We start from the raw sequence: 25,819 nt of genomic DNA on the forward strand, positions 1-25,819 counted from the left end.
CCGAAAGCAGCAAAAACCACTACCGCAGCTACCTCTACGAACCCGGCAGCTTCCGCCCACTGGCCATGCTCGACGGCAAAGGCCCGCGCAAGGCTTGCCCGTTCTACTACCAACTCGACCACCTCGGTACGCCGCAGGAACTGACGGATTTCAGCGGCGAGATCGTCTGGTCGGCGAAGTACAACGCCTACGGCAAAGTCAGTCGTCTACAACACGGCGGCGGTGAACAACTTGAGCAGCCGCTACGGTTTCAGGGGCAATACTTCGACGCCGAAAGCGGCCTGCACTACAACCGGCATCGCTACTACAATCCGGATGTTGGCCGGTATTTGACGCCTGACCCGATCAAGCTGGCGGGTGGGCTGAATCAGTACCAGTACACGCCGAATCCGACAGGGTGGGTGGATCCGCTGGGGTTGAGTTGTCCGCCGCCGGGGAAGATTGGGTGTGGTGCGCCGGATGACGTCACTGGCGTAACGGTTGATGAAGGCGCGCCTGGACTGCCGAAGCTGACTCGTGAGGAACGACGGGCGCGGATTGATGAGTTGGCTGAGGCTAATGCATATCGAGAATTGAAAAAAATGGAAGATTCCATAATAGGTGCCCACTTCGTGGAAAAACATGGCAAGCAAACCACGTTGGAATCTCAGCGTGAGCGTGTAACTTCTGGTCGAAATCCAACAACGGGAGAAATTGAAAGGTATCAGAATGGAAATAAGGCAGGCGAGCCGATGATCCCCCCTGCCGCCACACACTTTTTGAGCCACCGCGATCAATTAAATGCCATATATAGAGCGAAATTAATTTTCCGACAAACCGATCTACAAACATCACGTAGACCTATAGACATGGGAAAAATAATTGGAGAGGGGTATAAGCGCGACGGTCTGGAGTATGGTCAGCAGACCAAAGCCATTGTCATATTGAATAATAGCGGCCACCCTAAAACTTCTTTCACGGATTTCGACTAGTGAAAAATAACTTTAACATCGCAGATATACGCAGCCTTCTTTTTGTTTTCGACATAGAAAACACCTACGACGCAGAAAGAGAAACTATTATAGCTTCAAAAAACGTAAACAATGAGCGAGAGCTCACCGAGATGTTTGACATCTTAATGGAACCAGAATTTCTTGCTTACACCTCTAAAGAAAGAGACTCTCTAATATGCACAATCGAGTATTTTCTACGCGAGAGTGATACTTTTGATCGGGTATTCGAGAAAATGACAACCTATTTCGACGACGAAGTTGTCAACCGAAAGGCATTTATGGAAGTACTTCTTCGCTGCCTACGACGATACCAAGAAAACAATCATAATTAACTAGAGTGCGGCTTAATTAAACTCACGTTACCAATATTAAATTTTCGTGACTTCCGCGAAATCGATCCTACGACCAGCGATTTTTCCGGACAATCTCGTCGGAAATTTCCTTCAATTTCTAGGGGTGTTCATGAACTGGTGCGAGATGGGTTCCATCGATAGTCTTCGATGGTCGCTGCAATTGCAGCGACAGGGTGTAGGAACCCTTGTTTGCTCTTCGCGCATCAGCGCTGTCGTTTGATTGCGGCACTTTACTCAGTGTCCGCAATATCGTTCGCGGCAGCTTTGCGCGGGACACGCTTCGGCTTGGCTGAGTTTTCTGGGTACTCGGTCTCCTACTCCCGCGTACGGCTGCCACCCTAGCCCGTAGGAAGGCTGTTGGTAGCTTTAATTCATATCCCAGGTGTTAAGCAAATGACAAAACCAACTACCGACGCACCCTACACAAAACCACCCCCCCACCCCGAAAACCGCTTCAAACCCCTCACCAGCAACTGCGACGACATGCCCACCCTCTTCATCGATACCCAAGCCCCGCTCGACGTCCTGGTCGATGCCGCCAATTACCGAATTCACGCCGTCACCCAAGTGCTGGAAAACCTCTCCATGCGCGGATCAATCGAATGCCAATCTTTCATTCTCAGCGACTTCGCCTTGCTCTGCGCCCTTCCGCTGCGGGATGGGTGTGATGTACTGAATGTGGTTGGCCAAAGGTTACGGCCGCGAGGTTCAAGTGGGGTATAGCTGCGAATAGAATCGATGTAGATAAGTGGGGTGTTTAGGTTGGCGGAACGGCCCCTGATACAAACCGATTCACCCCACAAATCCAGCAGTTATTTCCCCGCAGTCCCATTAGAATGCCTCCCACCCGGATCACTGCCAATGGAACTGTCATGCCGCTTCGCTCGCCGCTGTATTCGCAACGTTCGTTGGTTCTTACGCTGATTGCGCTGCTGGGTGCGGGCTTTCTGGCGACGTCCTTTCTCAGCTATTACGCCTCGCGAGCGTCGATCCGGGACAGCATCGTCAACACCGAACTGCCGTTGACGTCAGACACGGTCTACTCGGAAATCCAGAAAGACCTCGTCCGTCCCATCCTCATCTCCTCGATGATGTCGCGCGACACCTTCATGCGCGACTGGGTGGTCAACGGGGAGCAGAACCCTGATCAGATGACTCGATATCTCAACGAGGTCATGACGCATTACGGCGCCTACACCGCGTTTTTTGTCTCCAACACCAGCCTGACCTACTACCACGCCAAAGGCGTTCTCAAGCAGATCAAAGTCACCGAGCCCCGGGACGCCTGGTACTTTCGCGTGCGTGATATGGCCGACCCTTACGAGATCAACGTCGATCCGGACCTGGCCAACAAGGACAACCTGACGTTCTTCATCAACTACAAGGTCTACGACTACAACAACCGGTTCATCGGCGCGGCGGGCGTCGGTTTGACGGTTGATGCGGTGATCAAGCTGATCGACAAATACCAGCAGCGCTATCAACGCAGCGTGTATTTCGTCGACACCTTCGGACGCCTGGTGCTGACCGGTGCCGAGGGTGGCCCCGAGGGCGCGCACATCGGCAAGACCCTTGGCGAACTCGACAGCATGAAAAGCCTGGTCAGCCAGCTGCCCAAACCCCACAGCGGCACCTATGAATATTCCGTCCATGGCCAGGGTCATTTCCTCAACGTGCGGTTTATTCCGGAGCTCAACTGGTACCTGTTCGTCGACAAACGCGAAGATGGCGCGCTCAATGAAATCCGCCAGTCGCTGTACCTCAATTTGCTGATCTGCCTGTTTATCACGCTGATCGTATTGGCCCTGTTGAACCGGGTGATCAAGCGCTATCAGGCGCGAATCCACGCCCAGGCCACCCTCGACAGCCTGACCGAGTTACCCAATCGCCGAGGCTTCGACCTGCTGGCCGCACAAGCCATGCACGAAGCCCAGCGTGAACCCAAACCGCTGACCGCGTTACTGCTCGACCTGGACCACTTCAAAGCCTTGAACGATACCTACGGTCACCTCGCCGGCGATCAGGTGCTGATCGGCTTCGCACGGGACCTGGAAAGTTGCCTGCGCCACTCCGACATTGTCTGTCGTTGGGGCGGTGAAGAATTCATCGTGTTGCTCAAGGACACCGACGGTGAAACCGGCCTGATGATTGCCGAGAAAATTCGTCAGCACGTCGAGCAACAGCAGTATGCGTACAACGATCAAGCATTGAAGCTGACCGTGAGCATTGGCCTCACCACCTTGCAGCCCGAAGACACCTTGCACACGCTGCTGTCCCGGGCGGATCATGCGATGTACCGGGCCAAGCAAACCGGCCGTAACCGCACCTGCGTGGAAAAATCTCACTCCGTTTATGAATAAACCAGATACCTGCCCGGCCTGCGGTGCCTCCAACGATTGCACCCTGGCCGACCCGCGAACCGCCGATCGGGCCTGCTGGTGCTACGGCGTCAGCATCGATCCGGCCGTTCTCCAGGCCTTGCCCGCCGAGTTGCGCGACAAATCCTGTCTTTGCCCACGCTGCGCGCAGGTCGAGGCGCAACTGCAAGCAGCCGCCCGGCCGATCCCGTAAGATACGCGGCCCCTTTCCTGCCGATCCCCCGTCATGCGTGTAGACCGTTTCCTCAGCAACCTGCCGTGCTTCAACCGCAAGCAGGTGCGCCTGTTGCTGGTGGAAAAACGCGTGCGGCTTGACGGAAAAATCGTCAGCGATCCGCATGCCGAAGTCCGGGAGTTCAGCCGTGTCGAGGTGGATAACGAGGTATTGCAAGTCGGCAAGCCTGTGCGTCATTTCATGCTGCACAAACCGCCCGGATGCGTCAGCGCCACCCGTGACCCACGGCACCCGACAGTTCTCGACCTGATCCACGAACCGGACAAGGATGAACTGCACATCGCCGGCCGCCTGGACTTCAACACTACCGGCTTGATGCTGATCACCAACGACGGCAGTTGGTCGCGCCGCTTGACCCAGCCGCAGACCAAACTGCCCAAGGTGTACTGGGTCGAGACAGAGCAAGCGATTGGACCGGAATACGCGCTGAAATTTGCCGAGGGCATGTACTTCGCTTTCGAAGACCTCACCACCCTGCCCGCCGATCTGCTCGTACTCGGCACAACGTCTGCTCGCCTGAGCATCGTCGAAGGCCGCTACCACCAGGTGAAGCGCATGTTCGGCCACTTCAACAACAAAGTACTGCGCCTGCACCGCGAAAAAATGGGCCCCCTCGTGCTCGACCCGTCACTCAAACCGGGCGAATACCGCCCGCTGAGCGACGAAGAGATCCAATTGATCTAAGCAGCCTACCGCTCAGCAGAAGTTGTCGAACAATTTACCAAAGGCACTTGCGCGAACCTTTCCGCCCTGCTTGAATCAGGACGTCAGCCGAAATGTGACTGACGAGTCACAACATACTTCTAAGAAACTTTTTGCCGGTTAGAGAACCCTCAGGTTCCGCCTCAGACCGGCAGACTGCCCGCCAATAATAATACCCGTCGACCTGCTTTAACGGATCGACATGGGCCTCTCAAAATTCCAGGCGTATGCCTACCTGTCACAAAGCTCGTGCAATCTCATTTGCGCGCATACCCGCTTGCCAGGAGTCATATGACATGAGGCCAGAAATCGCTGTGCTGGATATACAGGGTCAGTATCGGGTTTACACGGAGTTCTATCGCGCAGACGCCGCAGAGAAGACCATCATCTTGGTCAACGGCTCGATGGCCACGACTGCGTCGTTTGCACAAACCGTGAAAAATCTTCATCCGCAATTCAACGTGGTCTGCTACGACCAGCCCTACGCGGGCAAGTCGAAAGCACACAACCTGCACGAGAAACTGCTGACCAAGGACGTCGAAGGACAGATCCTCCTGGAGCTGATCGACCACTTCGCCGCCGAGCACGTGCTGTCGTTTTCCTGGGGTGGCGCCGCGACCCTGGTCGCCCTCGCCCAACGGCCACGACGCATCGAAAAAGCCGTAATCAGCTCGTTCTCCCCGGAGATCAACGCGCACATGCTCGACTACCTTGAGCGCGGCGTTGATTACCTCGGCAGCCGCGATGGCGACCGCGTCGGCAACCTGGTCAACAGCACCATCGGCAAGCACTTGCCATCGCTGTTCAAGCGCTTCAACTACCGCCACGTCAGCAGCCTGGCCGATCATGAATACGGGCAGATGCACTTTCACATCAGCGACCTGCTGCACAGCGACCGCCAGTGCTTTCTCAAAGCATCGGAAAAAATCAACGTCCCCGTGTTGTTCCTGAACGGTGAATGGGACGAATACACCGCCGCCGATGGCGCGCGATTGTTCGCCAATCACGTTCAACACAGCACCTTCACCACGCTTGAGGCGACCGGTCACTTCCTCGACATGGAACACAAAGCCGCCTGCCGTGACAGCCGTAACGCACTGTTGGGTTTCCTGAAGCCTTCGCCACATGAAGGCCGACCGCGTTACCACTACGTCCAGGACCAACATGCACTGGCCATCTGAAACAGAGTCATCGCGAGCAAGCCTGCTTGCCTGGACGCTACCGCTTCTGTGGGAGCAAGGCTTGCCCGCGATAGACCGCCACGTGGTTTGTGCGTTGTCCTCACCCGTAATCAAGTGATCACGGCTAAAGAAAAACTTCATTTCCCGGCGCACATCTGGTACAAAGTCAGCCGCTCTGAGCGGGTGTCGTATAATGGCATTACTCCAGCTTCCCAAGCTGATAACGAGGGTTCGATTCCCTTCACCCGCTCCATTGTTTTCAAGGCCTTCAGCCTTCCCCGCTTCAATTAGGTGTCTGTTCAGGTGTCTGTTTCTGATTTTTCTAAGACTCCACAACGAATAGAACAGATACCAGCGCTCCCTCTCGGCAATAAACCACTTCACCAATTCCCCTGCCCGGCCCGCGATGATGATTGCAATCGGTCAGAAGCAAGCTGTCGTAACGATGCCAGTGAACGTTCGTAAGCAGTGCTGGCATTTTGCAACCGTGTGACTCAAAATCTGGCCTCGACTGGATTTGCATGACATGGAGGTACCGTTGGCCGGACTTATCGCAGCGCTCAATATGTTGCCTGGCCGCTTGGCATTCAGTGGTGGCAGTAGTCTAGCTTTGCCCAAGCAGGACTACAGCTCCGGTTTCGTCGCAGTTCTCGCCGCGTTTTTACGCAGCAAAAACCTCGGCCCTGAACAGTTTTCTTGCCATCACGAGTATAACGCTGGATACCTGAAAGCAATCGGGCTGTCCAAGTCGGTCTGGGGCATCGATGATTACAAACAAAAACGAATCAATGCTGGCGCAACCTACGCACCGCTGACGCATCTTGACTCGAGGGATGCGGTCGACTCAGGCACCGGACAAATAAACAGCTGCCTACGTGCGATGGCTAATTCTGCCTCAGTTAACTATGCCCAGAGCCCTGTATTTGCAGAGCTGCAAGCTGTAGTCGGCGAGCTCCATGACAACGTCTGGTCACATGGTATGAGCAGCGGGTTTTCCACCGCCCAGCGGCGCAAGTGCCCAAAAGACGGAGTTCTGATCGAATTTTCTCTTGCAGACTGCGGGATGGGATTTCGGAATGAACTACAGAGGGCGCGCATACAAGGCGTTACCACTCATCGGGAAGCTATAGAGTGGTGCCTTCAGAAAGGCAATAGTAGCAAACTGGCAGCTAAGCTGGACCCATGGGCTCAAAGTGTCCCTGATGACTTTCTTGGCGAGTCTCCTTTTCAAGCTGGCGTTGCCACATACCAGAATACCGGAAACCACCACCAAGGCTTGGGGTTAGCAAAACTCTTCAGCCTTGCTAAACAGTACGATGGCCTTCTATATTTAGCTTCAGGAGATCACTACTTGGAGCTTCAGAATGGAAACCTCTCGTACCACGAGCTGTCCCATTCTTGGCAAGGGGTAGCAATTTCCTTGGCGATCAAGGAGTCGAGTTTTGTCGCTGGTGGACAGCCCATGCAGGATGTTGATTCGGTTGATATTTTTGAATTAATGAATGTACTACGAGGCTAAATCATGGAAGCGTATACTTTCCAACGTACTGACCTTGCGTCTCGGTCGTTGGCGGCTCAGGAAAGAGCCACCATCGAAAGCTTGCTCTCGACCAACGACACCGTGAAGGTTGACCTAGCTCAAGTGTCTTCGATTTCTGAATCCTACGCCGACGAGCTGTTTGGGGTTCTGGTACTTCAGCGTGGGCTGGAGTACGTGACGAAGCACCTCCGTATCGTTAACGCTGCCGACAGCGTGTTACGGCCCATCGCAGTGGCAATGAAACGACGAACAGCTGCTGCATAAAAAAACCCGGCTTTAATAGCCGGGTTTTTTTTATCGAATTATCCGACGCATGCACGCCGCTGATCCCAGTGAAACCATGCTGCCGGTATAAGCAACACCTCTTGATCTCTCAGAACAAACCTCCCAATGCTGCTGGCTACCAGTTCATGATCACCAGCTCTCCGCTGATCTCGGCGGCTTCCCGGTGAAGACCACTCACAACCTCCTAACGCAATGTGTTACGAGCTGGTCCTTGCTAAATGGCGATTGGATCCTATGCTGATCTTTCAATCTGAATCTGGAGCACGTGATGTCTCAAGGCATTTTTTACGTCAAGTTCAACGCCAACACTGGCGACTACGGTGAGGGGATCGTGGTTGTGAAGGATGGCTCAGCGAATGGTGGAGATGCTCACTATTTGTACCGTGGCAAAGTGCCTACTCATTCAGGTGAATTTCAATCTCAGTTCACGATTTCGAAATGGAAGTCAGGCAACACCAATGTCGTAGGCATTGACAACTACGTACTGGAGGCCAAAGGCGTAGTTGACTACGAAGGAGGGAAGCTGCAGCTAGACGGCGCGGTGGTCGGACAACCACAATTAACAATGACCATCGTCGGCCAAAAGATTGCCGACGCTGAGTAACACGCCGATTGTGCTGGAGTACTGAAGCAAAAAAGCCCTGCACACCTTGAATACCAAGGCATGCAGGGCACATTTGACAAAACGAATACGATGCTTAGAAGGCATTAAGTGGCATTGATTGGCGTACGGTTTGCCCCATTTTTGCCCCAACCCTCGCTACCCAACCTCTGATTTAAAGTCCCGCAAAGAAACCCTACCGCAGGGAAAACAAAAGCCCTCTGTCAGGCAGCAATCGGCCAGGGGCGCCCCTCCCTCAATCTATTGTCCTGTTACATGTCCTTCCATGGAGTAGACAGGGTGATGTCAAAATAATAGCCTCACGACTTCAAAATGGAGATCACGAGGAACCGCATGTATACCATCACCCGCCATGCCACTCCTGTAGATACTTCCACTTGCAGCGCTGTTCTTGACTTGGTTGAGGAAAACGTCACCGCGTTGAGCATGTCGAGCCCGCCTATCACTCATCCTCTCTTTGACGGCTACAAGACGATGTTGGTGGAAGAGGTTCGGATCTACATGACGCGACGCGACCTACCTCAGATTGAGTTGCTCACAGCCTCGACGGACGATGGGAGAATCGTAGGTTTCTTACTGTTCGCGCTGGTCCAAAATGACGTGCAGGAGTGCAATATTTACTACTCTGCTGTGCAGAAAAAATACCGTCGTCACGGCATCATGAACAATATGATGCAGGTAATTTTGGGAATCTCTCCGTCCATAGGATTGTCTTGTGACATAGTAATGGTGCCCATCTATAAGCGGTTTGGATTTCGGGTAGTAACAGGCAGGGAAACTCAGGTTGTTATGTTCATAGGCAATCCCACTGGCATCACTCCCGTAATTGATCCAACAGATCTTGGAAAACTAGAGGTAGTGGATACTGCATTTAGCCGGGCGATTCAAAGATCCAACATGAACGATATACGTCGTGCCGATAGGACAATGAAGGCAGACTTGATGGCACGCAAAGTCAAAGTTCGAAATTTTGTGAAAGTGAACGGCTGACAAGAGGGCACGCGCAAAAGCGTTTGGAATTCGTAACATAGCGTTAAGGAGAAAAACTTTGAATACAAATGCTAAAACTCCATCTGAGAAAAATTTAATCCAACTACGTTTCAAAGGCATCCAACTTGATACGGACACCTGGCCGTCCCCTCAAGACTTATTAGGACGGCACACAGAGATTGAGAATCTGTCTCCAGTTTTGCTGAATGCGCAGTCGCCATTGGTTTTCGCTATAGACGCCCCGTGGGGCGGAGGAAAAACCACTTTTATTCGGCTTTGGCAACATTATTTCACCCACGAAAACAAGGTGAGCCTGTATCTGAATGCTTGGGAAAGCGATTTCGCTGAGGATCCCTTACTACCAATGTTATCAGTACTGGATCGCTGGCTTAGCGACCAGAGCAATACGCCTGCCGTCAGAAAGGCTTGGGAAAAAGCCAAGACATATGCGCCAAGCATTATCAAGTCCACCGCAGTTGCTGCCGCGAAGGCCGCCACCTTTGGAGCTTTGGATCTCGATAAGGAATTCGAAAAACTCGCTTCAGAACTGGCCGGTGGCACTGCAGGAAGCTTAGTAGATAGTTTCAATATAAAGCAAAAGTCCTTAGAGCGCTTTAAGTTTCAGTTGAGCAAGGCACTCGACGCATTGCCAGAAGGGCAAGAAAATCTAGTTGTTTTTATTGACGAGCTGGATAGATGCAAGCCCACTTACGCAATAGAAGTGCTGGAGCGAATCAAGCATTTGTTCGACGTGGATCGCCTGGTCTTCGTTCTTGCGGTAAATCGCGACCAGCTCAGCAAAAGCTTCCAGGGGGTTTATGGAGCAGCATTCGATGGCCTTCATTATTTGAGAAGGTTTATAGATTTGGACTATCATCTAAATTTAGTGGATGTGGAATCGTACATCAATGCCAAAATCAGGCAGCCCGACATATTGGAATATTTCAAATCGAGAAACTCGGAACGCGATGATTATGAGTACGGGGCAAAAGTACTAAGCTTTCTTGCAGCACGTTTTAAGTTCACCCCCCGCGACATAGATCAACTTATTGTCAGATTAAGATTAATACTACGCAGCATTCCAAAAGATCACTTTTTGGATTTTCCTCTACTAATCCCTTTGATGGTATTGCGACAAGAGAATCCGGAGCTTTATCGTAGATATACGGCAGATGCGTTATGCGCAAACGAAGTGGCCGAATACATTCTTGGCGGATCAATAGGCAACTTAATTTTTGACCACTCAATGGCTGTCACTATAGGCTATCTGATAGCCGCGGCCCGAGACCCTTATGAGCAAGTTTCCATCGAGCATTTAATTACACCTTGGAGAGACTGGTACGAACAAATGACAGATAAAGACTCGCAAAGAGCAGTAGTACGAACCGTTGTAGAATTTGCGTCTGATTCTAGGGAATTTCGACGTCGCAGAGAAATGCAGAAGCTTGCTTTCTCACGGATCGAGCTTGTCAATAAATTTGATGTTTCTTAAGCTTTAACTATTAACAGAAATCTAGGTTTACCTCAGTTTTTGCCTAACCTGGCACTGGGGTCTGAATCGAATCTTATTTCTACCCAGTACATGCCCACAGCGCCAGCAGGCTTTATAAGATTTTTATTCTATTGACCAAAAAAGCAAGGAGCAATCATGGACCTGTATGGCGTTAAGCAATATTTAGATCGAGCAAAGAAACTTATAGGTGAATCTGACGAAAACTGCGTGCGATATGCGTGTTTAGAATTACGTTTCTGTTTCGAGATTATCGCATACAGACAGCTTCAGCAGTACGGAGAGAAAATCCCAGGATCTATTGTTGGAAAATGGAAACCAGATCAAATCATCAAATTACTTGCATCCTTCGACCCAACTAGCGACCAAGGCGGAACACTTAGCATTTCGTCTGAAATTAGTCCCGACATCGTGCCCAAAGAGTGGACAACTGTAGGCGAATCCAAGGCCATTCCTTGGAAAAATTTCAGAAAGTATTATCAGACATTGGGCTCCTATTTACACGCTCCAATGAATAGAAAACAGGCGAAACCTGTAAATAGAAGCAGCTTGTATGCAATGATATCTGACATTGAAAATATAATGTCCGCCACTGTAATACTAGCTTTGCACCTAACAATAGATGCAACCTGCGACTGCGGACAAATGATATTTATCGGCCAAAAAGAATTTGAAGACGGTGAGCTCGCGCGATGCGCTAATAAGAAATGCGGTCGATACTGGAATAAAGTTACATTACCAGACGGCGAACAAGTTTTACAATCCGCGAAAACAATCATTTTCAAATGTTCATGCGATTCTTTTATGCATGTACCAGTGGAGGATATATGGAAGCGCTTCTCTTGCATGAACTGCAGGAGTACATATCGGATAAATCTAGGATATACCACAGTTACGCAGATATAATGACAGACGGCAACAAGCTGCAGCATAGCAGCTTGTTGACCAAGTAATTTCAGGGCGCCTCACCGTATAAGCGATTTTGATCTTCAACCCCCACTCTCCACTTGTCTGCGATCTCATACCTGTCACGTTTGCTTTTGATAATCACATCAGACTTAAGAAACGCCGCCGAATACTCGAATGCATAGTGAGCCATAATCAAACAGCCAATTTGCAGTGTGGATGCGGAAAGCGCAGATTGTACTTCAAGCCTGCTGGCATCACGCACCTGAAGAGCACTAATATAATTAGCATGCGAGTGGCCACACAAATGCTTATATATGTCGTTAAAATAGATTCTGTGTATTCCCGCAGACACCGCAAAATCTCCCCACTTACGCCCTGCACGCCAGTCTCCCTTTAGAATTTTCTTTTGATTATGAATTGTTTCCTCATTGAAATTTTTATCCTGCGACAGTTCTTTTTTGTACTCATCCATTAGCTTGGATTCCGCCTCTAATTTAAGCTTTGAAGCTGGATCACTTACAAACATCTTGCTTCGATCGATCAATCCACAAAACTCCCAAGTTTTCACTCGGTACTTGCAGGTCTCCTCATCAGTCGCGAGATACAGCCAGTGGAGCGCCAAATAATTTTCTAGCGCTGCCCTGACTATCGCGGAAACAGACGAATAATCCACATATTCTAGATCGAACCCAGAAGAGCTGAAAAATCTGTCTCCTTCGTATAAATGTCGTGCGGAGAGCATGTGTTTAAAAAATTTCCCGGAAAGCACCTGCGCATGGTTCTGCCACTCGTTACTCTCTGTAAGAGGCTCGCCCGCTTTCGCCTGCACAATATCGAAAACAAGATTTAATAATTCATTATATTCATCACTACTAAAACTCATTCCTGCCCCTTGATTCCCACGTAGCTAATTTCCCGGCCCATGCGATAACGCCCCGATGATATTCCTGCTTTGAGCTTGAAGCTTTTAGTTAACTCTTTCAACTACGAGCGGCTGTAACGTGGCAACCGTCCATCTACGCCACATCAAGCCCAGCCAAGCTCGCGGCCAAGCACTGCAGGGAGTGCAGAAAAAACGACATACTTAGGCCGCGCGCGTGGCGGGGGGCCGCAACCGCATTCTTGTGACCCTTTATCGTCACCAAGCCGAGTAGAAAGGAACCCCGCGCGGGGCGATGGCGATACACTGCCCTGGCCATCACGGCGAAATCACAAGGAGCAAATATGGAATTCAAAGATGTGGCGGAAGTAATCAAGGCAGGGACCACCACGGCTGCTAATCAGCTGTTGGATCAGGGTTGGACGCTGTTGGCCGTGGTCGCTGGGGAAAAAGGCCCTGACTTTGTCTTTGGCCGCGCGAAGGGGGCTGACCCGCTGCCGGGCTTTAAGAAAGCTACTGTCAGCGCGGCGGCATTGCTCGGCGCGAACAGAAGATAAACCGCGTTACGCGTTACGGCGTTTATGTAACATTGGCCCTCACACTTGAGAGAAGCGTGGGGGCCTTTTTTCTGGCCGAGGAAACCAGCGCCTCCTAGACTAGAGGGCCAGACTCCGGCCTACTAGTTTTACGCACAGTTGGCCACTCACTCGAAAAAGGTATGCGCCGTGACTGTCGACAACATTGATCCCGGCTTCGAAGCCAATTTCCTCAAGCAGCGCGTAGCCGATTTGCACCAAACCCATCCAGGCGAGGCGGCACTTACAGCGGACATCTTGCAGGTGCTGGACTACCAGAAAACTGCTATCCGTAACGAATTGCAGGTACGCGGCATGGTCATTGCGCTGGGCTATAAGCTGTCGCATAAAGCGGCGGGCGGTTTGCCCAGCCTGAATGGCTGGCTGAGTCAGTTTGTCAAAGACGGCGCCTTGAGCGCCGAGCAGGCGGCGGCATTTACGGCGCAAGCCGAAGCGATCTACGCATGAGCAACGACAATCCAATCAGCGACCCGCTGGCAGCGCTGAATCTGCCGTCAGCGGTGCGCGCCCGGGCGCTGAAACTGATGAGCGCTATCGCCCAGGCGCGCACGGTGGCCGACTGCACGCGTGCGGCGGACTGCGCCGAAGGCTTTGCCCTTGGCTTGGAAACGGTCCGGGCGCTGAACGCGGCTAGCCTGGAAGCGCTATATCTGGTATTTGAGCAGGCGGCAACGGTGCGCATGGTGGTGCTCGAGCAGTGATCGGCGAAGGCATTCAGGAAAAGATGTTTCGCGCCCTGATGTAAGAAAACATCGTGCGCGAATTCCTCTTTGCCAAGATCACCGGCGGGCCGGTCTTGACGTCGAGATTTGACGAATAATGGCGGAAAAATAACTAGGGTCAAAAAATGGATCGATCACTTTGGAATCGCTCGATGTCTAGTCACTGGATGCCAGCGTGGAAATGCCCAATATGTAAGTCAGGCCACACAGTTTTAGTACGAGACAGCTTGGTTTCTCACGAGTCAACAACCTCAAAAAACTCGCGAGATGCCGAAGCATGGGATCCTGACTGGATCGAATTGCATTTTATTGCATGGGGAAAATGTTCAAACGAAAGTTGCGGCCAGGACTTTGCTATTTCGGGAACAGGTGGTTTGGAGGAATTTTGGGATGATGAGGAAGGCCGCGATTGGGACGAGCGCTACTACCCGAAAATGTGCATTCCAATGCCAGAAATTTTTGATCTACCCGCAAAGTGCCCAGAGTTAGTAAAAAAAGAACTTACCTCAGCATTTTCTTTATTATGGACCAGCCGCGAGTCGTGTGCGGGGCGGATCAGGGTTGCTTTAGAGTTACTGATGGACCATGTAAAAGTCCCTAAACAAGCCGATACCAAAGACGGCAAACGATACGATCTAAAGCTCCACCGACGCGTCGAGATTTTCACTGATGCGAACCCCGCTGTTGGGGCGCAATTGATGGCACTAAAATGGCTAGGTAATGCAGGTAGTCATGACGGAGATGTTGTCTTACATGATCTGCTTGACGCATTCGAAATTCTCGAACACGCCCTAGACGAAATTATAAATGAGCGATCAGCGCGTGTCGCTCAACTTGCCGCTAAACTTACATCAAGACATACCCCTTCAAAATAAACTGCCAATATAAGATGACTAGGGCCGCAGGATAATGGCCTTAGTCAAAGTCAATCACAGCAAACTGTTTACCAGTTGAAGTAGATCAATTCATTGGTCTGCTTACCACCCTGCCCACCAACCATATGCCGGAAAGGCACTTCCTTAAGACGGAGCCCCGAGAACACCACCCGGATTTGCGGGTGATCGTTGATTGAAATGATCATGCGGCCTTTGATCGATGCAGCCAGTTCAGCCATGAACTGGTATTGCTCGAAGTTGAAGCCACCGGGTGCGTACCCTGCCGTTTCCCAGTAAGGCGGATCAAGATAGAAAAGGGTGTGCGGGCGATCGTACCGGCGGATGCATTGTTTCCAGTCCAAGAGCTCGATGGTGGTCCGAGCCAGCCGCAGGTGCGCCTCGCTGAGCTTCTCCTCGATACGCAACAGATTGAGCCTTGGCGGCGAGGTGGTCGCGGTACCGAAGGTACGACCAGTGGGCTTGGCGCCAAAGCATTGCTGCTGCAGGTAGAAAAAGCGCGCCGCCCGCTGAATATCAGTCAGCGTTTCCGGGATCTGCATGTTGGTCCACTCGAACATCTTACGGCTGACCAGAGACCAGCGAAATTGCCGGACCAGCTCCTCCAGGTGATGCGCCACCACTCGGTAAAGGTTGACCACCTCACCATCGTAGTCGTTGATTACTTCCACCCGGCTGGGCTCCTTCATGAAGAACAGAGCCGCCCCGCCACAGAACGGTTCGACGTAGCAATCATGGTCTGGAAACTCCGGCAGGATGTGTTTCGCCATGCGGCGCTTGCCGCCCATCCAAGGGAAAATCGGTGCAGGCATTGGTCGTCCTTACTTCGGATTAATAAAGGGCGGAACGCTGATAAGCAGCCGTCCGGGGCTGATCATTTGTCGGAAACTGGCTCTAGCGGCCTCCAGCGAATTACCTCTTCGCCCAGCCATTCGTTGACCTGCTGCAGGCGTGCCTGAATGGGCTCGAGCTCGTTCATTGCCCAGATTTGCGCGGCCTCTTTGATCGAGCCGAAACCGCCTGCGTTTTGCGGCACGATGCCCATCAACTGAGGGGGGATACGTAACGCCGCGAGCATGTCGTCACGGCTGATGTTCTTGATCGAGCCGAATTCGTCCTTTGCCGCGACCTCACTGACGGGAATCAGCTGAATGCCATCCTTCTTGCCGCCCGGGGCGTACATGAACAGGTTCCGGAAATTTCCTGGTCCTTTGGCGGACTTCAGCGCACTGCGCAACGCGGCAACATCCGTCTCGTTCTGCGCGGTTTCCGTCATGTACATGATGAAACCGGCGTGGCTGCCGTTGTTGTAGTACTTACGCCGGAACAAGGTGGCGGACTCGTTGAGCAGCGCGCTTTGCAATGCCGGTACCCAGCCAACAACGAAAAGGCTGCATGCCAACACTGCGGCAATCAGCTGAGAGGCTATATCCGCGTCGAGCGAATCGTAAAAAACCATGCCCAACTGCTCGGCCTAGTCGACTGCATTCGCACACTCGTACCGCTGAGCGATGCCCAGATCAGCGCCACTCAGCGTTGCATCGTTTCAATGGCGATCGAGCGCCAAAGCTCAATCAGCGCAGACCACCCTGTCGTCGCTGAATTCTGGGAAGTCTACGACTACCTGCAGGGCCTCGATGCAGGCGGTCCAGTGGTCAACCACAGCAAAAAAGACAACGTCATCGCCATCAATCTCAATGAGTTCGTCGAACGAGCCGCAGAACACCGGCAAAAGCTGGCCGACGTCAGCGAGCTGCGTGATCGCTTGAAGGAATCGCGCTGCCGCAAATTCCTGGAATCCAACAAAGCCGTGGACAGCGCGGTGCGTGCTTATCAGGCCACGCGGAATAACAACACGATCACCAAGTCGCCAACCGTCAAGTGCTGGATGTTCCAGGCGTAGGGCTGAAACGCACTTTGAACAGCCCTGAAAGGAGATAACCATGCAGATTCAAGTCGTTGCCTGCAGTGATCGCAGTGATGCGAAAAGCCTGCAAGACCGAGTCACCCAGCTTCTCAGAGAGCTCGGAAACGATCATCGAAAAACCGTGCACGCGGAGGCCTACGACGCCAACGGTCTGGTCGACATTTTGGAGGTACGCGCTACGGATGGTCAGCGCGAGGTCCTGGTGCTCAATTGCTCCCGGCTGCAGATCCAAGCGGTTTTGGACTGGCAGTCATGCAGCGAAGACACGAACGAATTTGAAGACCTGGTGCTGCACCTGGTGCGATTGCCAGACAGCAACCAATAACGCCGTGCAACCAATAACGCCGTGCAACCGGCACTTTTGAAAGGAAAGAACCATGCGCAATACAGAGCAAGTTGAACAAACCGAACGCGGAGCACTGCTTGGGCAGTTGATCGGCGCAGTCGTAACGGTGGCGTTGATTGGCATCGTCGCGGTCCAGGTACCGGATCTGATGATTTGGATCCTGAGTTAAGAATTTGAAAAAAGTCGGTGACACTGGCTGCAACCCCATGGCACCTGCCACCCCCGACAGGAGAGAACCATGCAAACTCAAACCCATAACGAAAGCGTCGTCAAAGCTACCACCACCGCAAGGTTGAAGGGGAGCCGTAATGAGCGTTAAGAGCCGTACAAGCGATGCAGTGGAGCGATTTATAGGTGAATAAGCTTGATCGTTTTATGAGGGAACGGGACGTTATCGCCGCGACGTCACTGTCACATGCAACTTTGTGGCGAGCAATGAAAAGCGGACGTTTTCCACTCCCGGTTTCTATTTCACCTGGCCGAGTCGGCTGGCGGGAGTCTGCAATTGTCGCATGGCAACAGAACCCAGCCAAATGGAAACCAACCGAGGCCGCTTAGCGGCCTCATTCATTTCTATACGTGTAGGCTTTTTTTCACATGCGTTTCTATCAATCCATCCAAATAACGCACAATGGCTCGGCAAGCGCTGCTCAGTAAAAAGACTAGAGTAATTTCAATGACCGTGTAGTATTCAGATCGCCAGTTTTCTTCATGTCCCGGCACAAACCTAAGGAAGGTCGCGGTGAGAATAGAACAGCTTACAATAAAGGACGTAGGGGGAATCAATCAACTTACACTCCCTCTAAATCCAAAAATGAATATTCTTTGCGGCCCAAACGGCATAGGAAAAACAACAATTCTAGAATGCATCGCCCACTGTTTCTCTAACGGCGAAACTCTGGTCTTGCGGCGAAATGTAAACGCTGTAAACAGCGAAATTAATGCGACACTGATTCACAACGCAGAAAATATTCCAGTAAATATTGCCTTTTCACAATACGAGCCGAATGAAGGCGCACAGATACATGGCAACGCAGTCCTATCGGGCTATCTGCTTTCTTTAAAAACAACAAGAACATTCGTTTATACGCCACTGCAATCAATAGCAAGGGATGCAGACAAGCCCATATACGCGATCTGGCAAGAGAGTCGAACGGGTGTAAACGTAAACGATATAAAAAATTGGTTCGTCAACCGTTACTTATATTCGGCTCATGCAGGAGCGCTTTCAGATGCGCAAATGGACAATTTTGAATTAGCAAAAATGTGCTTTTCAGCGTTGAATTCAGATTTCTCCTTCAATAGGGTCATCGCGTCCACGAACGAAATTTTAGTAAACTCACCTAGCGGCACAATTTATTACGAGTTCTTATCGTCGGGATTCAAGTCATGTCTCGCGATTTTCTTTGGAATCATTAAAGAAATTGAATTCAGGTTCGCTGGCGTGAGAGCGGTTGACTTTGAGGGCATAGTATTGATTGATGAAGTTGAACTTCACCTTCATCCTGAGTGGCAGTACAAAATAGCAAACTTATTAAATCAAATATTTCCGATGATTCAGTTTGTAGTTACAACGCATAGCCCTCACGTTATCCAATCTGCAGAACGTGATCAAATATTGGCTTTGGAATCACGTGATGGCCGCGTCGATTTCCGCCCTTTGCCTCAATCCACTTACGGATTCAAGGGATGGACAGTAGACGAAGTACTTACTGATGTTATGGGAATGCACGATACGCGGACGCAGTTGTTTAACGAATTAATGAACGAGTTCACAAACGCAATTGATCGGGAGGACCAAGCCGCAGCAGAAACCGCATTTGAAAAATTGGACAGCTCGCTTCATCCACTAAGCAACGTTCGCAAGCTACTAAGGCTCCAGTTGACGTCAATTGTGAGCGACGAACAATGATTAAATTGGAACGTGATTTTCATCCCGTCTGCTTGAATCCAGCCGAAGTAGCGCGATTGACTGAAATTTACAAAGACAAGAAAACCTCAGTTTGGAATTTCAGCGAATTGAAGGAAGCGCTACTTAAAACAAGCTCTGGAAAATGCGCATACTGTGAGTGCAATCTTACTAAAGAAAGCAAGTACATGGAGGTAGAGCACTTTCTGGATAAGGACACTTTTCCCGATCAGGTCGTGACATGGCCAAATCTTCTTCCGTCGTGCAAGAGATGTAACGGGTCAAAAAGCGGACACAATGTTGTTGATGACCCTATAGTAAATCCGTACTTGACGGATCCGCGAGATCACTTTCAATTCCGACTATACCGGTTTCGCCCTAAAACAAAAATAGCGACAGAAAGTTTAGACGTACTTGATTTAAATAACTCAGCACGTGCCGTCATGGTGCGATTCGAGATAGGTGAGCGGCTGCATGACTCATTAATTAAAGCTCGAGAAAGACTCGAAACTTATCTTTCAAACATGTCGACCCGGTCGAGAAACCTAGTTCTGGGCAGTATCAAAGGAATTCTTCGGGAATGCCAGTCAGTGTCTGAGTATGCCGCGACGTCCGCGACAGTTTTGCATTCCGACACGCAGTATGCTCACATTAAAAGCGAATTACAAAGACTCGGCTTATGGGATCAAGAGCTAATTGAGCTGAATGGTGCTTCATTAATGCTAAAATTAGACCTATGTTAATCCTATAATTATAATTTACCGTAAAAGTAAAATAGGGCGGCGTACAAACGCCGCTCTTTAGCTACGACCGTAATACAACTCATTATTGCAGTCTTAAAACATTACTCTCCAACCAGCTTCCCCATCGTTGAAGCCCCACCTGCTTCTCTTTAAAATAACTATATCGATCGAAGTGTTTTGATCCAACATCACTAAATGCATGCCCTTGAATTCGGTCCTTGGTTTCTTTATCAAGCCCAGCTACTCCCATCAACGTCTTACAGGTTCGCCGAATATCACGCAGTGTAAAAGGCCCATTAAATTTCTTGGCATGTCGGCCGTAGAGCTTTGTAACGGCCCGGGACAATGACTGTGTGTGCAGCGATTTATCATCAGCCTTCCCCACAAAGGGATAAGCGCTTGACTCACTGATTTCATCCATCACTTTCAGACTTTGGCGCATCAGCTTGTTGAACGGGACTACGTGCAGTGACCGCTCCCCCTCAATACTCTTCCCCCCGCTCTTTCCCTTCCTGTTTCTGATTATCAAGTGGTCGTTCAGATATTGGCGCCGCTCGGTTGCCAAAACCTGCTCCGGTCGCTGGCCGCCAGACGCAATGAGAAATTTCAGCAGCTCGGATGTCACCAGACTCAAATGCTCAGGTAGCAGCTGCCAAAGTATCGCCAGTTCCTCCGTTGAAAGAGCGCGATCACCAGGTTGTTCCCAGTCATCCTGGACCGGCACACTTGCTACCGGGTTGCTCACCAGGCCGAAGCGCACTTGCACGTCCAGGTAACTGCGAGGGTTGTACTCCTGTTCCAGCCCAACCTGAAATGCTGTATGGAGTTGAGAGCGGACGCGATTGCAATAAGTGGTAATGCCGGCATCGATCATTTTCACAATGATGTTGCGGATCTGGACCGGGCCAATGAGTGAGGCGGGTTTGCACACCAAGTCTGGAAATGAGTCGCTCACGTAATGCTTGAGCGACCACTTAACATCACCAGCCGATGCGGCTTCCTCGGTTTCGAGCTTTTTCACATACAGATCAAGCAAATCCTGAAATGTACCTGGTGAAGCTTGCACTCCCTTTTCCTCACGGCACTTGTCCCGAGCGACCGTGAGTTTCATCTCCGGCCATGTACCGAGCTTGGCCATCTTCTTTTTTCCAGCGACATGCCGCTGGAAATAAAACTCCTTTGTCCCGCTGGGGCGGACCTTGAGTACCAGCACGCCTTCGCCTTTGGCGGTGCGGCCGTCGGACATGACGTAGTCCCGCTCGCGAGGCTTCAGAGCCTGAATCTGCTTTTCCGTGAGCATTGGTGACAGTTTCTGGTGACAGTCGGCCAGATCTAAGGTGATATCGCTTGATACAACACGATTGAACACCACCCCCTGAGAGCCACGATTCTACGGGGCTACAGACAGAAATTGATATCCCCTGTGACGCGCTGAGACTGCACTAGTAAAAGCTTCCCAAGCTGATAACGAGGGTTCGATTCCCTTCACCCGCTCCAATCGAATTTTGATCCCAGGTTGTTTTTCAACGTGGGATGCAGGCAAAGAAAAAAACCGGCCTCGATGGCCGTTTTTTTTGTGCCCGGGATTTGGTGATCGCCTGGAGATCAACGACATCAAATTCGGCAATCAGACAATGACCAACGACGGAACGCTCTAGCCGAAACACGCTTTTTTGTAGCAGCTGGCGAAGCCTGCGTCGGCTCCGGGGTCGCGCTCGACCGAAGCAGTCGTCAGATCATCCGGCGCCGTGTTTCAGGAAGGCCTCGTACTCAGGTTTCACGACTGCTTCGGTCGAGCGCGACCCCGGAGCCGACGCAGGCTTCGCCAGCTGCTACATAAAGCGGACTTCGTTTCTGAATCTCTTTACAGACCTTAGCCGCTTTTCATGTGCGGCAAAATCCTGAATTACAGAAACCCGGGCCCGTCCCCAGAGGAGAAAAGCCGCTCAGGGTTTCTGGCCTCGGCGGCACTCAAGGTGTTGCAGCAGGGATGAGCTGGCTATGAGGAGGCGGGTCAATCCGCCCCATACGCGTAATTTTTGCGTATGGATTGCAGAGGGCCAGTAAAGAAAGCGTAGCGCGACATTTAGCGCGACCGGAGATGCCTTAACCTGCCAGCTCATCTTTCCATTTGAGATCAGCATGGACAATTCAGAGTTGGGGATCATGATCATTTCGATGATTGGGTTGTTCGGCTTCGCTTCGTTTCTCTTTGATTACCTGAGCGTCAAACGAAGGGACAAATAACCTCCAGCGTTATTCGTCCCTCAGGGTCAGCGAGTCGCCACCAGAAACAAACGCGGGAACGGCAACAGCACCGAACCGTCGCTCAGCGTCGGGTAAGCCTGCTCGATCGCGGCCAGGTACTGCTTGAGGTACTGCGCCTTTTCCGCTTCATCCAGCGGTTCGAGAAATGGCCGCAACCCGCTGCCCTTGAACCACTCGACCACACCCGACGCACCGCCCGCCAGGGGATGATGGTAGGTGGTGCGCCACACATCGACGCGTGCGCAATGCGGTCGCAGCATGGAGTAGTAATCGCTGGCACTGGCCATTTCCGTGCGCTGCCCGGCGGCGTCCGCCAATTTGCTGGCCCATGGGCCATCTGCGGCAACTTCGCGCATCAAACGGTGCGACGGCTCATTGAGATTGTCGGGCATCTGAATCGCCAGGCTGCCGCCCGATGCAAGCTTGTTCACCAACGCAGGCAGCAACGTTGCGTGATCGGGCAACCACTGCAGCACAGCGTTGGCAAAAATCACATCGAATGGGCCGCTTTCGTCCCAGGTGCCGATATCGACTGTATCGAATTGCACCTGAGGCAGGCGCTTGCGCGCGGCTTCGATCATGTCGGTCGACCTGTCGACGCCACGCACTGTGGCGTTGGCAAAGCGCTCCACCAGCAATTCGGTCGAATTGCCGGGGCCGCAGCCGATGTCGATGGCCGAGCGCGCGTCCACGGACGGGACGGCAGCGAGCAAGTCTCGCGCGGGGCGTGTGCGTTCATCTTCAAAAGCGACGTATTGTTTGGCGGACCAACTCATTGCGTTCTCCTGTCGGTGCGTAATAGCGGCCAGGTGCGGACACCGGTTGGCTACGATACCTCGCCCGTGCACTGACCCCAATCCCGACCTCAGGCGAACGCTATTTATCCGCCGCGTCCTTGTCCTGCATCTGCACCGAAGATTTGGTGCCATCCGTGTTGTCTTTGGTTTCGTTATCCGAGTTATCAAAGCAGCCTTGCAAGACGAACAGGCAGCAGGAAAGGCAAAACAGGCGAGCGACGTTCATGTGATTCTCCAAATTCGAGTGACTGGAGTAGTGACTGTCTCGAGGGCTGTTTTGTTGCGTCTTTTTCACGACCCACAAATGTAAGCAGAATTTTCCATATGCCGGCGCTGTCTCAAATTTCAGGCGCATCCCTATAAGGAAGACGGCAATGAAATTCGCAAAAATCTCACAGAAACTCGCCTTGTGGGCCGGTAGTCCCAAGACGTTCATGGGTGCATTGATTCTGATTTTTCTCTGGGGATTGAGTGGACCGATTTTCAGTTACAACGACACCTGGCAACTGATCATCAATACCTCGACCACGATCATTACGTTCCTGATGGTCTTCCTGATCCAGAACACTCAGAACCGTGACACCGACATCCTGCACTTGAAGATCGATGAGTTGCTGCGGGTGAACAAGGAAGCGCAAAACGCCATGCTCGGGCTTGAATTACTCGATCTCAAGCAACTGGAAGCGCTGCGCAAACACTATCGCGCCATGGGCGAGAAAGACGTTCATGCGCTGGAAGGTCTGGCCGCTTCAAGCAAGCGAAAAACGGATCTGAACGACTGCTGATCCAAAACAAAAACGGCGCTGGGAATCCCGCGCCGTTTGTATAAGAGCCATTAGCGACTGGCTTGAAGAGCCTTTGCCATCTGCAGATGATTTTGCAGTTTCGGCAGTGTTTCTTCGGCAAAGGCTTTGATTTCCGGCACATCGGTCGTTTGCGCTTGCTGCTGCAGTTGCTCGATGGCCTCTTCGGTAGTTTTCACCTGGCTGCTTGCGTATGCCTTGTCAAAGGATGCGCCGTCCTGCAACTCCGGCATCAGGCTTTGGGCTTCACTCACCACTTCATCGCGCGGGGCCACTGGCAAATCCAGTTGCTTGGCGATCTTCGCCAAATGCTGATTGGCAGTAGTGCGGTCATTGATGACCACAATGGTGTAATCCTTTACTTCTTTGGATTCGGATTTCTGATGCGCCAGGCGGCTGGCCTCGATGTCGGCCATGCCTTTGGCGGAAGCATCGTTAATGAATTCAGCGGGCGATTGTGCAAAAGCACTGCTGGCAAAGAGCCCCAATATCGTGACTAAACTGGCATTGCGTAAACGGGTGGCCATCCGGCTCATGGTCGCGCCCTCCTCTGACAAAAAATTCAAGCGGGAGCTTTCGCCCCCGCCTCTCAATCAAAACAACCTTCACCGACTACTTGGATTTCTGACCACCTTTGCGGCCCATATCGGGTTTCGCAGGGTCTTTATCGACAGTCGTGGTAGTTGTTTTCCCACCTTTGCGACCGGCTTCAGACGCCTTCGTTCGATCGTTGGCGAAGTTTCCCGAGTTCGAGTTTCTTGAGTTAGGCATGATTCTCTACCTCTTGGTAATGATCGCGGCGAGCAGGAGCCCGCATAGGATCAGAATTTCACAGCCCCAAAAGGTTTAGAAAAGCTACAAACGCTGCGACGAACGGTGGCCGTTTTTCAGGCGTCGAGGCGTAAGTGATACTGGCGCTTGGCGGTGTACATCGCTTCATCGGCGTGTCTGAACAACTGCTTCTCCTCAGTGCCGTGTTCAGGGTACAGCGCGACGCCAATGCTGGTCCGAATGGTCAAGCTGTGGCCGTCCAGGCGCAGTGGCTGCGCCAATACCTGACGGATTTTCTGCGCGACTTTGTCGGCGTCTTCCGCAGCATGAATGCTGTGCAGCAAAACCACGAACTCGTCGCCGCCGATGCGGGCTACCGTATCGGTTTCGCGCACGCAGCCCTTGAGCCGACTGGCCACCGCTTGCAGCAACATATCGCCCACCGAATGGCCATGGTTGTCGTTGACCTCCTTGAAGCGGTCGAGATCGACGTACAGCAGCGCCATGCGGCCGCCGTCCATCTGAGCCAATGTCAGCGAACTTTTCAGACGGTCACGGAGTAACGCGCGATTGGGCAGTTGCGTCAGCGCGTCGTACTGCGCCATGCGTTCGAGGCGGGCATGCAGTTGCTTGCGCTCGATCGCGGTGGCCACCTGGGCACACACAAACTGCAGCAATTCCTTGTCCTGTTCGGTGTAGCGCTCGCCGCCCGCAACACTTTTGACGATCAGAGCACCAATGGTGCCGTTTTGCGAGTTCAGTGGTACGCCCAACCAGCAGGGAGATTCCTGGCCCGCCACCAACGCCTCGAACCCCGCAGGAGCGTTGCCTTGATCCGGGGTCAGCAGAATTGGTTGCCCGCTGCGAATAACCTCTGCGCACAAGCGCCCGGTGACCGTTCCCGGCTGTTCGGGTTGCGGTTCAAGTTCATCGACGTGATAGGGGAAATTCAGCTGTGAACAGTGCTCGTCATACAAGGCCACGGAGAAATTCATCGCCGGCAACCATTCACCGATCAGCAAATGGATACGCTTGAATAATGCCAGCAAATCTTCTGCGGCATGGGCCGCTTCGGAGATCGCGTACAACGCCGCCTGCCGGGATTCGGCCTGCTTGCGCCCGGTGATATCGCGGGCCACCGCAATGCGCAGCTGATCGACTTCCGACCAGCGGGCCGACCAGAGGATATGCACCACCCGACCGTCCTTGCGCAGGTAGCGGTTCTCGAAATTCAGCTTGGGCTCGCCGCCCATGATCTCCCGCGCAGCGTCGAGGGTCCGCTGTCGATCGGCCGGATGCACCAGATCAATCATCGCCTTGCCGATCAACTCATCGGGGGTGTAGCCAAAAACCTGTTCGCAGGCAGCGCTGATAAACACGAAACGACCTTGTTTATCGACCGCACACACGGCGTCCAGCAGTAGATCGATGTAGCTCGCCAGCGGCGCGGAATTTCTGCTTTCCATG

General features: G+C 52.1%; 29 protein-coding genes, 1 tRNA gene and 3 pseudogenes. 24 read left to right on the forward strand and 9 right to left on the reverse strand.

Going from position 1 to position 25,819, the window contains the following annotated elements; all coding sequences use genetic code 11:
• The 13 genes from GBC55_RS11895 to GBC55_RS11960 form a co-directional block, all read left to right on the forward strand.
• A partial coding sequence (locus tag GBC55_RS11895; protein WP_178114345.1) for an RHS repeat-associated core domain-containing protein occupies positions 1-971 on the forward strand: 971 nt, incomplete at its 5' end.
• Positions 972-1,738: 767 nt separating this feature from the next.
• The gene (locus GBC55_RS11905) at positions 1,739-2,068 is read left to right on the forward strand and encodes a hypothetical protein (protein ID WP_162440528.1); all 330 of its coding nucleotides are present in this window, start codon (positions 1,739-1,741) and stop codon (positions 2,066-2,068) included.
• Positions 2,069-2,217: 149 nt separating this feature from the next.
• Complete coding sequence (locus GBC55_RS11910) at positions 2,218-3,705, forward strand: diguanylate cyclase (RefSeq protein WP_162440527.1); 1,488 nt, start codon at positions 2,218-2,220, stop codon at positions 3,703-3,705.
• Positions 3,698-3,916, forward strand: a complete 219-nt coding sequence (locus tag GBC55_RS11915; protein WP_162440526.1) for a cysteine-rich CWC family protein — start codon at positions 3,698-3,700, stop codon at positions 3,914-3,916. The genes GBC55_RS11910 and GBC55_RS11915 overlap by 8 nt, the downstream gene beginning before the upstream one ends.
• A 33-nt stretch (positions 3,917-3,949) precedes the next feature.
• A complete protein-coding gene (locus GBC55_RS11920) occupies positions 3,950-4,642 on the forward strand; it encodes a pseudouridine synthase (protein WP_162440525.1) in 693 nt (230 codons plus the stop codon).
• 314 nt (positions 4,643-4,956) lie between these two features.
• A complete protein-coding gene (locus tag GBC55_RS11925; protein ID WP_162440524.1) occupies positions 4,957-5,841 on the forward strand; it encodes an alpha/beta hydrolase in 885 nt (294 codons plus the stop codon).
• Between the two features lie 179 nt (positions 5,842-6,020).
• A tRNA-Gly gene (locus tag GBC55_RS11930) sits at positions 6,021-6,094 on the forward strand.
• A 273-nt stretch (positions 6,095-6,367) separates the two neighbouring features.
• Positions 6,368-7,360 carry a hypothetical protein gene (locus GBC55_RS11935; protein WP_162440523.1) on the forward strand — a complete coding sequence of 331 codons (993 nt, stop codon included), beginning with the start codon at positions 6,368-6,370 and terminating at the stop codon, positions 7,358-7,360.
• Between the two features lie 3 nt (positions 7,361-7,363).
• Positions 7,364-7,645, forward strand: coding sequence for an STAS-like domain-containing protein (locus tag GBC55_RS11940; protein WP_162440522.1), 282 nt, complete (start codon positions 7,364-7,366; stop codon positions 7,643-7,645).
• Between the two features lie 289 nt (positions 7,646-7,934).
• On the forward strand, positions 7,935-8,270 hold the full coding sequence (locus GBC55_RS11945) for a GrlR family regulatory protein (RefSeq protein WP_162440521.1): 336 nt from the start codon (positions 7,935-7,937) through the stop codon (positions 8,268-8,270).
• A 351-nt stretch (positions 8,271-8,621) separates the two neighbouring features.
• Positions 8,622-9,278, forward strand: coding sequence for a GNAT family N-acetyltransferase (locus GBC55_RS11950; RefSeq protein WP_162440520.1), 657 nt, complete (start codon positions 8,622-8,624; stop codon positions 9,276-9,278).
• A 58-nt stretch (positions 9,279-9,336) separates the two neighbouring features.
• The gene (locus tag GBC55_RS11955) at positions 9,337-10,770 is read left to right on the forward strand and encodes a P-loop NTPase fold protein (protein ID WP_162440519.1); all 1,434 of its coding nucleotides are present in this window, start codon (positions 9,337-9,339) and stop codon (positions 10,768-10,770) included.
• 156 nt (positions 10,771-10,926) lie between these two features.
• Positions 10,927-11,694: a hypothetical protein gene (locus GBC55_RS11960; RefSeq protein WP_162440518.1), complete on the forward strand. Its 768-nt coding sequence runs from the start codon at positions 10,927-10,929 to the stop codon at positions 11,692-11,694.
• Between the two features lie 49 nt (positions 11,695-11,743).
• Here GBC55_RS11960 and GBC55_RS11965 read toward each other — a convergent pair whose 3' ends face one another.
• Positions 11,744-12,580 carry a DUF5677 domain-containing protein gene (locus tag GBC55_RS11965; RefSeq protein ID WP_162440517.1) on the reverse strand — a complete coding sequence of 279 codons (837 nt, stop codon included), beginning with the start codon at positions 12,578-12,580 and terminating at the stop codon, positions 11,744-11,746.
• A 341-nt stretch (positions 12,581-12,921) separates the two neighbouring features.
• Here GBC55_RS11965 and GBC55_RS11970 point away from each other — a divergent pair, with 341 nt between their 5' ends.
• The 4 genes from GBC55_RS11970 (at position 12,922) to GBC55_RS11985 (ending at position 14,770) form a co-directional block, all read left to right on the forward strand.
• On the forward strand, positions 12,922-13,134 hold the full coding sequence (locus tag GBC55_RS11970; protein WP_162440516.1) for a hypothetical protein: 213 nt from the start codon (positions 12,922-12,924) through the stop codon (positions 13,132-13,134).
• A 168-nt stretch (positions 13,135-13,302) separates the two neighbouring features.
• Positions 13,303-13,620, forward strand: coding sequence for a hypothetical protein (locus GBC55_RS11975; RefSeq protein ID WP_162440515.1), 318 nt, complete (start codon positions 13,303-13,305; stop codon positions 13,618-13,620).
• The gene (locus tag GBC55_RS11980) at positions 13,617-13,874 is read left to right on the forward strand and encodes a hypothetical protein (RefSeq protein WP_162440514.1); all 258 of its coding nucleotides are present in this window, start codon (positions 13,617-13,619) and stop codon (positions 13,872-13,874) included. Before GBC55_RS11975 ends, GBC55_RS11980 begins: the two co-directional genes overlap by 4 nt.
• A 248-nt stretch (positions 13,875-14,122) precedes the next feature.
• A complete protein-coding gene (locus GBC55_RS11985) occupies positions 14,123-14,770 on the forward strand; it encodes a DUF4145 domain-containing protein (RefSeq protein WP_162440513.1) in 648 nt (215 codons plus the stop codon).
• Positions 14,771-14,838: 68 nt separating this feature from the next.
• Here GBC55_RS11985 and GBC55_RS11990 read toward each other — a convergent pair whose 3' ends face one another.
• A complete protein-coding gene (locus GBC55_RS11990) occupies positions 14,839-15,600 on the reverse strand; it encodes a DNA adenine methylase (RefSeq protein ID WP_162440512.1) in 762 nt (253 codons plus the stop codon).
• Between the two features lie 62 nt (positions 15,601-15,662).
• Positions 15,663-16,163: pseudogene (locus GBC55_RS11995) on the reverse strand (Presumed portal vertex protein); the annotation flags it as partial.
• Between the two features lie 6 nt (positions 16,164-16,169).
• On the opposite strand from GBC55_RS11995, the pseudogene GBC55_RS12000 reads away from it, so the two are divergent.
• The 5 genes and pseudogenes from GBC55_RS12000 to GBC55_RS12020 form a co-directional block, all read left to right on the forward strand.
• Positions 16,170-16,691 (forward strand): annotated as a pseudogene (locus tag GBC55_RS12000) (bifunctional DNA primase/helicase); the annotation flags it as partial.
• Between the two features lie 40 nt (positions 16,692-16,731).
• A complete protein-coding gene (locus GBC55_RS12005; RefSeq protein ID WP_162440511.1) occupies positions 16,732-17,040 on the forward strand; it encodes a hypothetical protein in 309 nt (102 codons plus the stop codon).
• A gap of 52 nt (positions 17,041-17,092) precedes the next feature.
• Complete coding sequence (locus tag GBC55_RS12010; RefSeq protein ID WP_162440510.1) at positions 17,093-17,230, forward strand: hypothetical protein; 138 nt, start codon at positions 17,093-17,095, stop codon at positions 17,228-17,230.
• A 206-nt stretch (positions 17,231-17,436) separates the two neighbouring features.
• The gene (locus GBC55_RS12015; protein ID WP_247266902.1) at positions 17,437-17,619 is read left to right on the forward strand and encodes an AlpA family phage regulatory protein; all 183 of its coding nucleotides are present in this window, start codon (positions 17,437-17,439) and stop codon (positions 17,617-17,619) included.
• Positions 17,620-17,803: 184 nt separating this feature from the next.
• A complete protein-coding gene (locus tag GBC55_RS12020; RefSeq protein WP_162440508.1) occupies positions 17,804-18,973 on the forward strand; it encodes an AAA family ATPase in 1,170 nt (389 codons plus the stop codon).
• A gap of 822 nt (positions 18,974-19,795) precedes the next feature.
• Here GBC55_RS12020 and GBC55_RS12025 read toward each other — a convergent pair.
• Positions 19,796-21,013, reverse strand: a complete 1,218-nt coding sequence (locus tag GBC55_RS12025) for an integrase family protein (protein WP_162440529.1) — start codon at positions 21,011-21,013, stop codon at positions 19,796-19,798.
• A 628-nt stretch (positions 21,014-21,641) separates the two neighbouring features.
• On the opposite strand from GBC55_RS12025, the pseudogene GBC55_RS12030 reads away from it, so the two are divergent.
• Positions 21,642-21,707 (forward strand): annotated as a pseudogene (locus tag GBC55_RS12030) (type II toxin-antitoxin system HicB family antitoxin); the annotation flags it as partial.
• A gap of 279 nt (positions 21,708-21,986) precedes the next feature.
• On the opposite strand, the gene tam reads toward GBC55_RS12030, so the two are convergent.
• Both tam and GBC55_RS12040 read right to left on the reverse strand, forming a co-directional pair.
• Positions 21,987-22,757 carry a trans-aconitate 2-methyltransferase gene (tam, locus tag GBC55_RS12035; protein WP_162440507.1) on the reverse strand — a complete coding sequence of 257 codons (771 nt, stop codon included), beginning with the start codon at positions 22,755-22,757 and terminating at the stop codon, positions 21,987-21,989.
• 100 nt (positions 22,758-22,857) lie between these two features.
• Positions 22,858-23,004 carry a hypothetical protein gene (locus GBC55_RS12040; RefSeq protein WP_178114344.1) on the reverse strand — a complete coding sequence of 49 codons (147 nt, stop codon included), beginning with the start codon at positions 23,002-23,004 and terminating at the stop codon, positions 22,858-22,860.
• Positions 23,005-23,152: 148 nt separating this feature from the next.
• On the opposite strand from GBC55_RS12040, the gene GBC55_RS12045 reads away from it, so the two are divergent.
• The gene (locus GBC55_RS12045; RefSeq protein WP_162440506.1) at positions 23,153-23,563 is read left to right on the forward strand and encodes a low affinity iron permease family protein; all 411 of its coding nucleotides are present in this window, start codon (positions 23,153-23,155) and stop codon (positions 23,561-23,563) included.
• A gap of 50 nt (positions 23,564-23,613) precedes the next feature.
• Here GBC55_RS12045 and GBC55_RS12050 read toward each other — a convergent pair whose 3' ends face one another.
• The 3 genes from GBC55_RS12050 to GBC55_RS12060 all read right to left on the reverse strand — a co-directional run bounded on the left by GBC55_RS12050 (position 23,614) and on the right by GBC55_RS12060 (position 25,818).
• Complete coding sequence (locus GBC55_RS12050) at positions 23,614-24,117, reverse strand: DUF4142 domain-containing protein (RefSeq protein WP_162440505.1); 504 nt, start codon at positions 24,115-24,117, stop codon at positions 23,614-23,616.
• 76 nt (positions 24,118-24,193) lie between these two features.
• The gene (locus GBC55_RS12055) at positions 24,194-24,352 is read right to left on the reverse strand and encodes a KGG domain-containing protein (RefSeq protein ID WP_010462447.1); all 159 of its coding nucleotides are present in this window, start codon (positions 24,350-24,352) and stop codon (positions 24,194-24,196) included.
• Between the two features lie 116 nt (positions 24,353-24,468).
• Positions 24,469-25,818: a GGDEF domain-containing protein gene (locus GBC55_RS12060; RefSeq protein ID WP_162440504.1), complete on the reverse strand. Its 1,350-nt coding sequence runs from the start codon at positions 25,816-25,818 to the stop codon at positions 24,469-24,471.
• Between the last annotated feature and the right edge of the window lies 1 nt (position 25,819).

It is taken from the genome of Pseudomonas sp. TNT3 (assembly GCF_010095445.2).
Lineage (GTDB): Bacteria > Pseudomonadota > Gammaproteobacteria > Pseudomonadales > Pseudomonadaceae > Aquipseudomonas.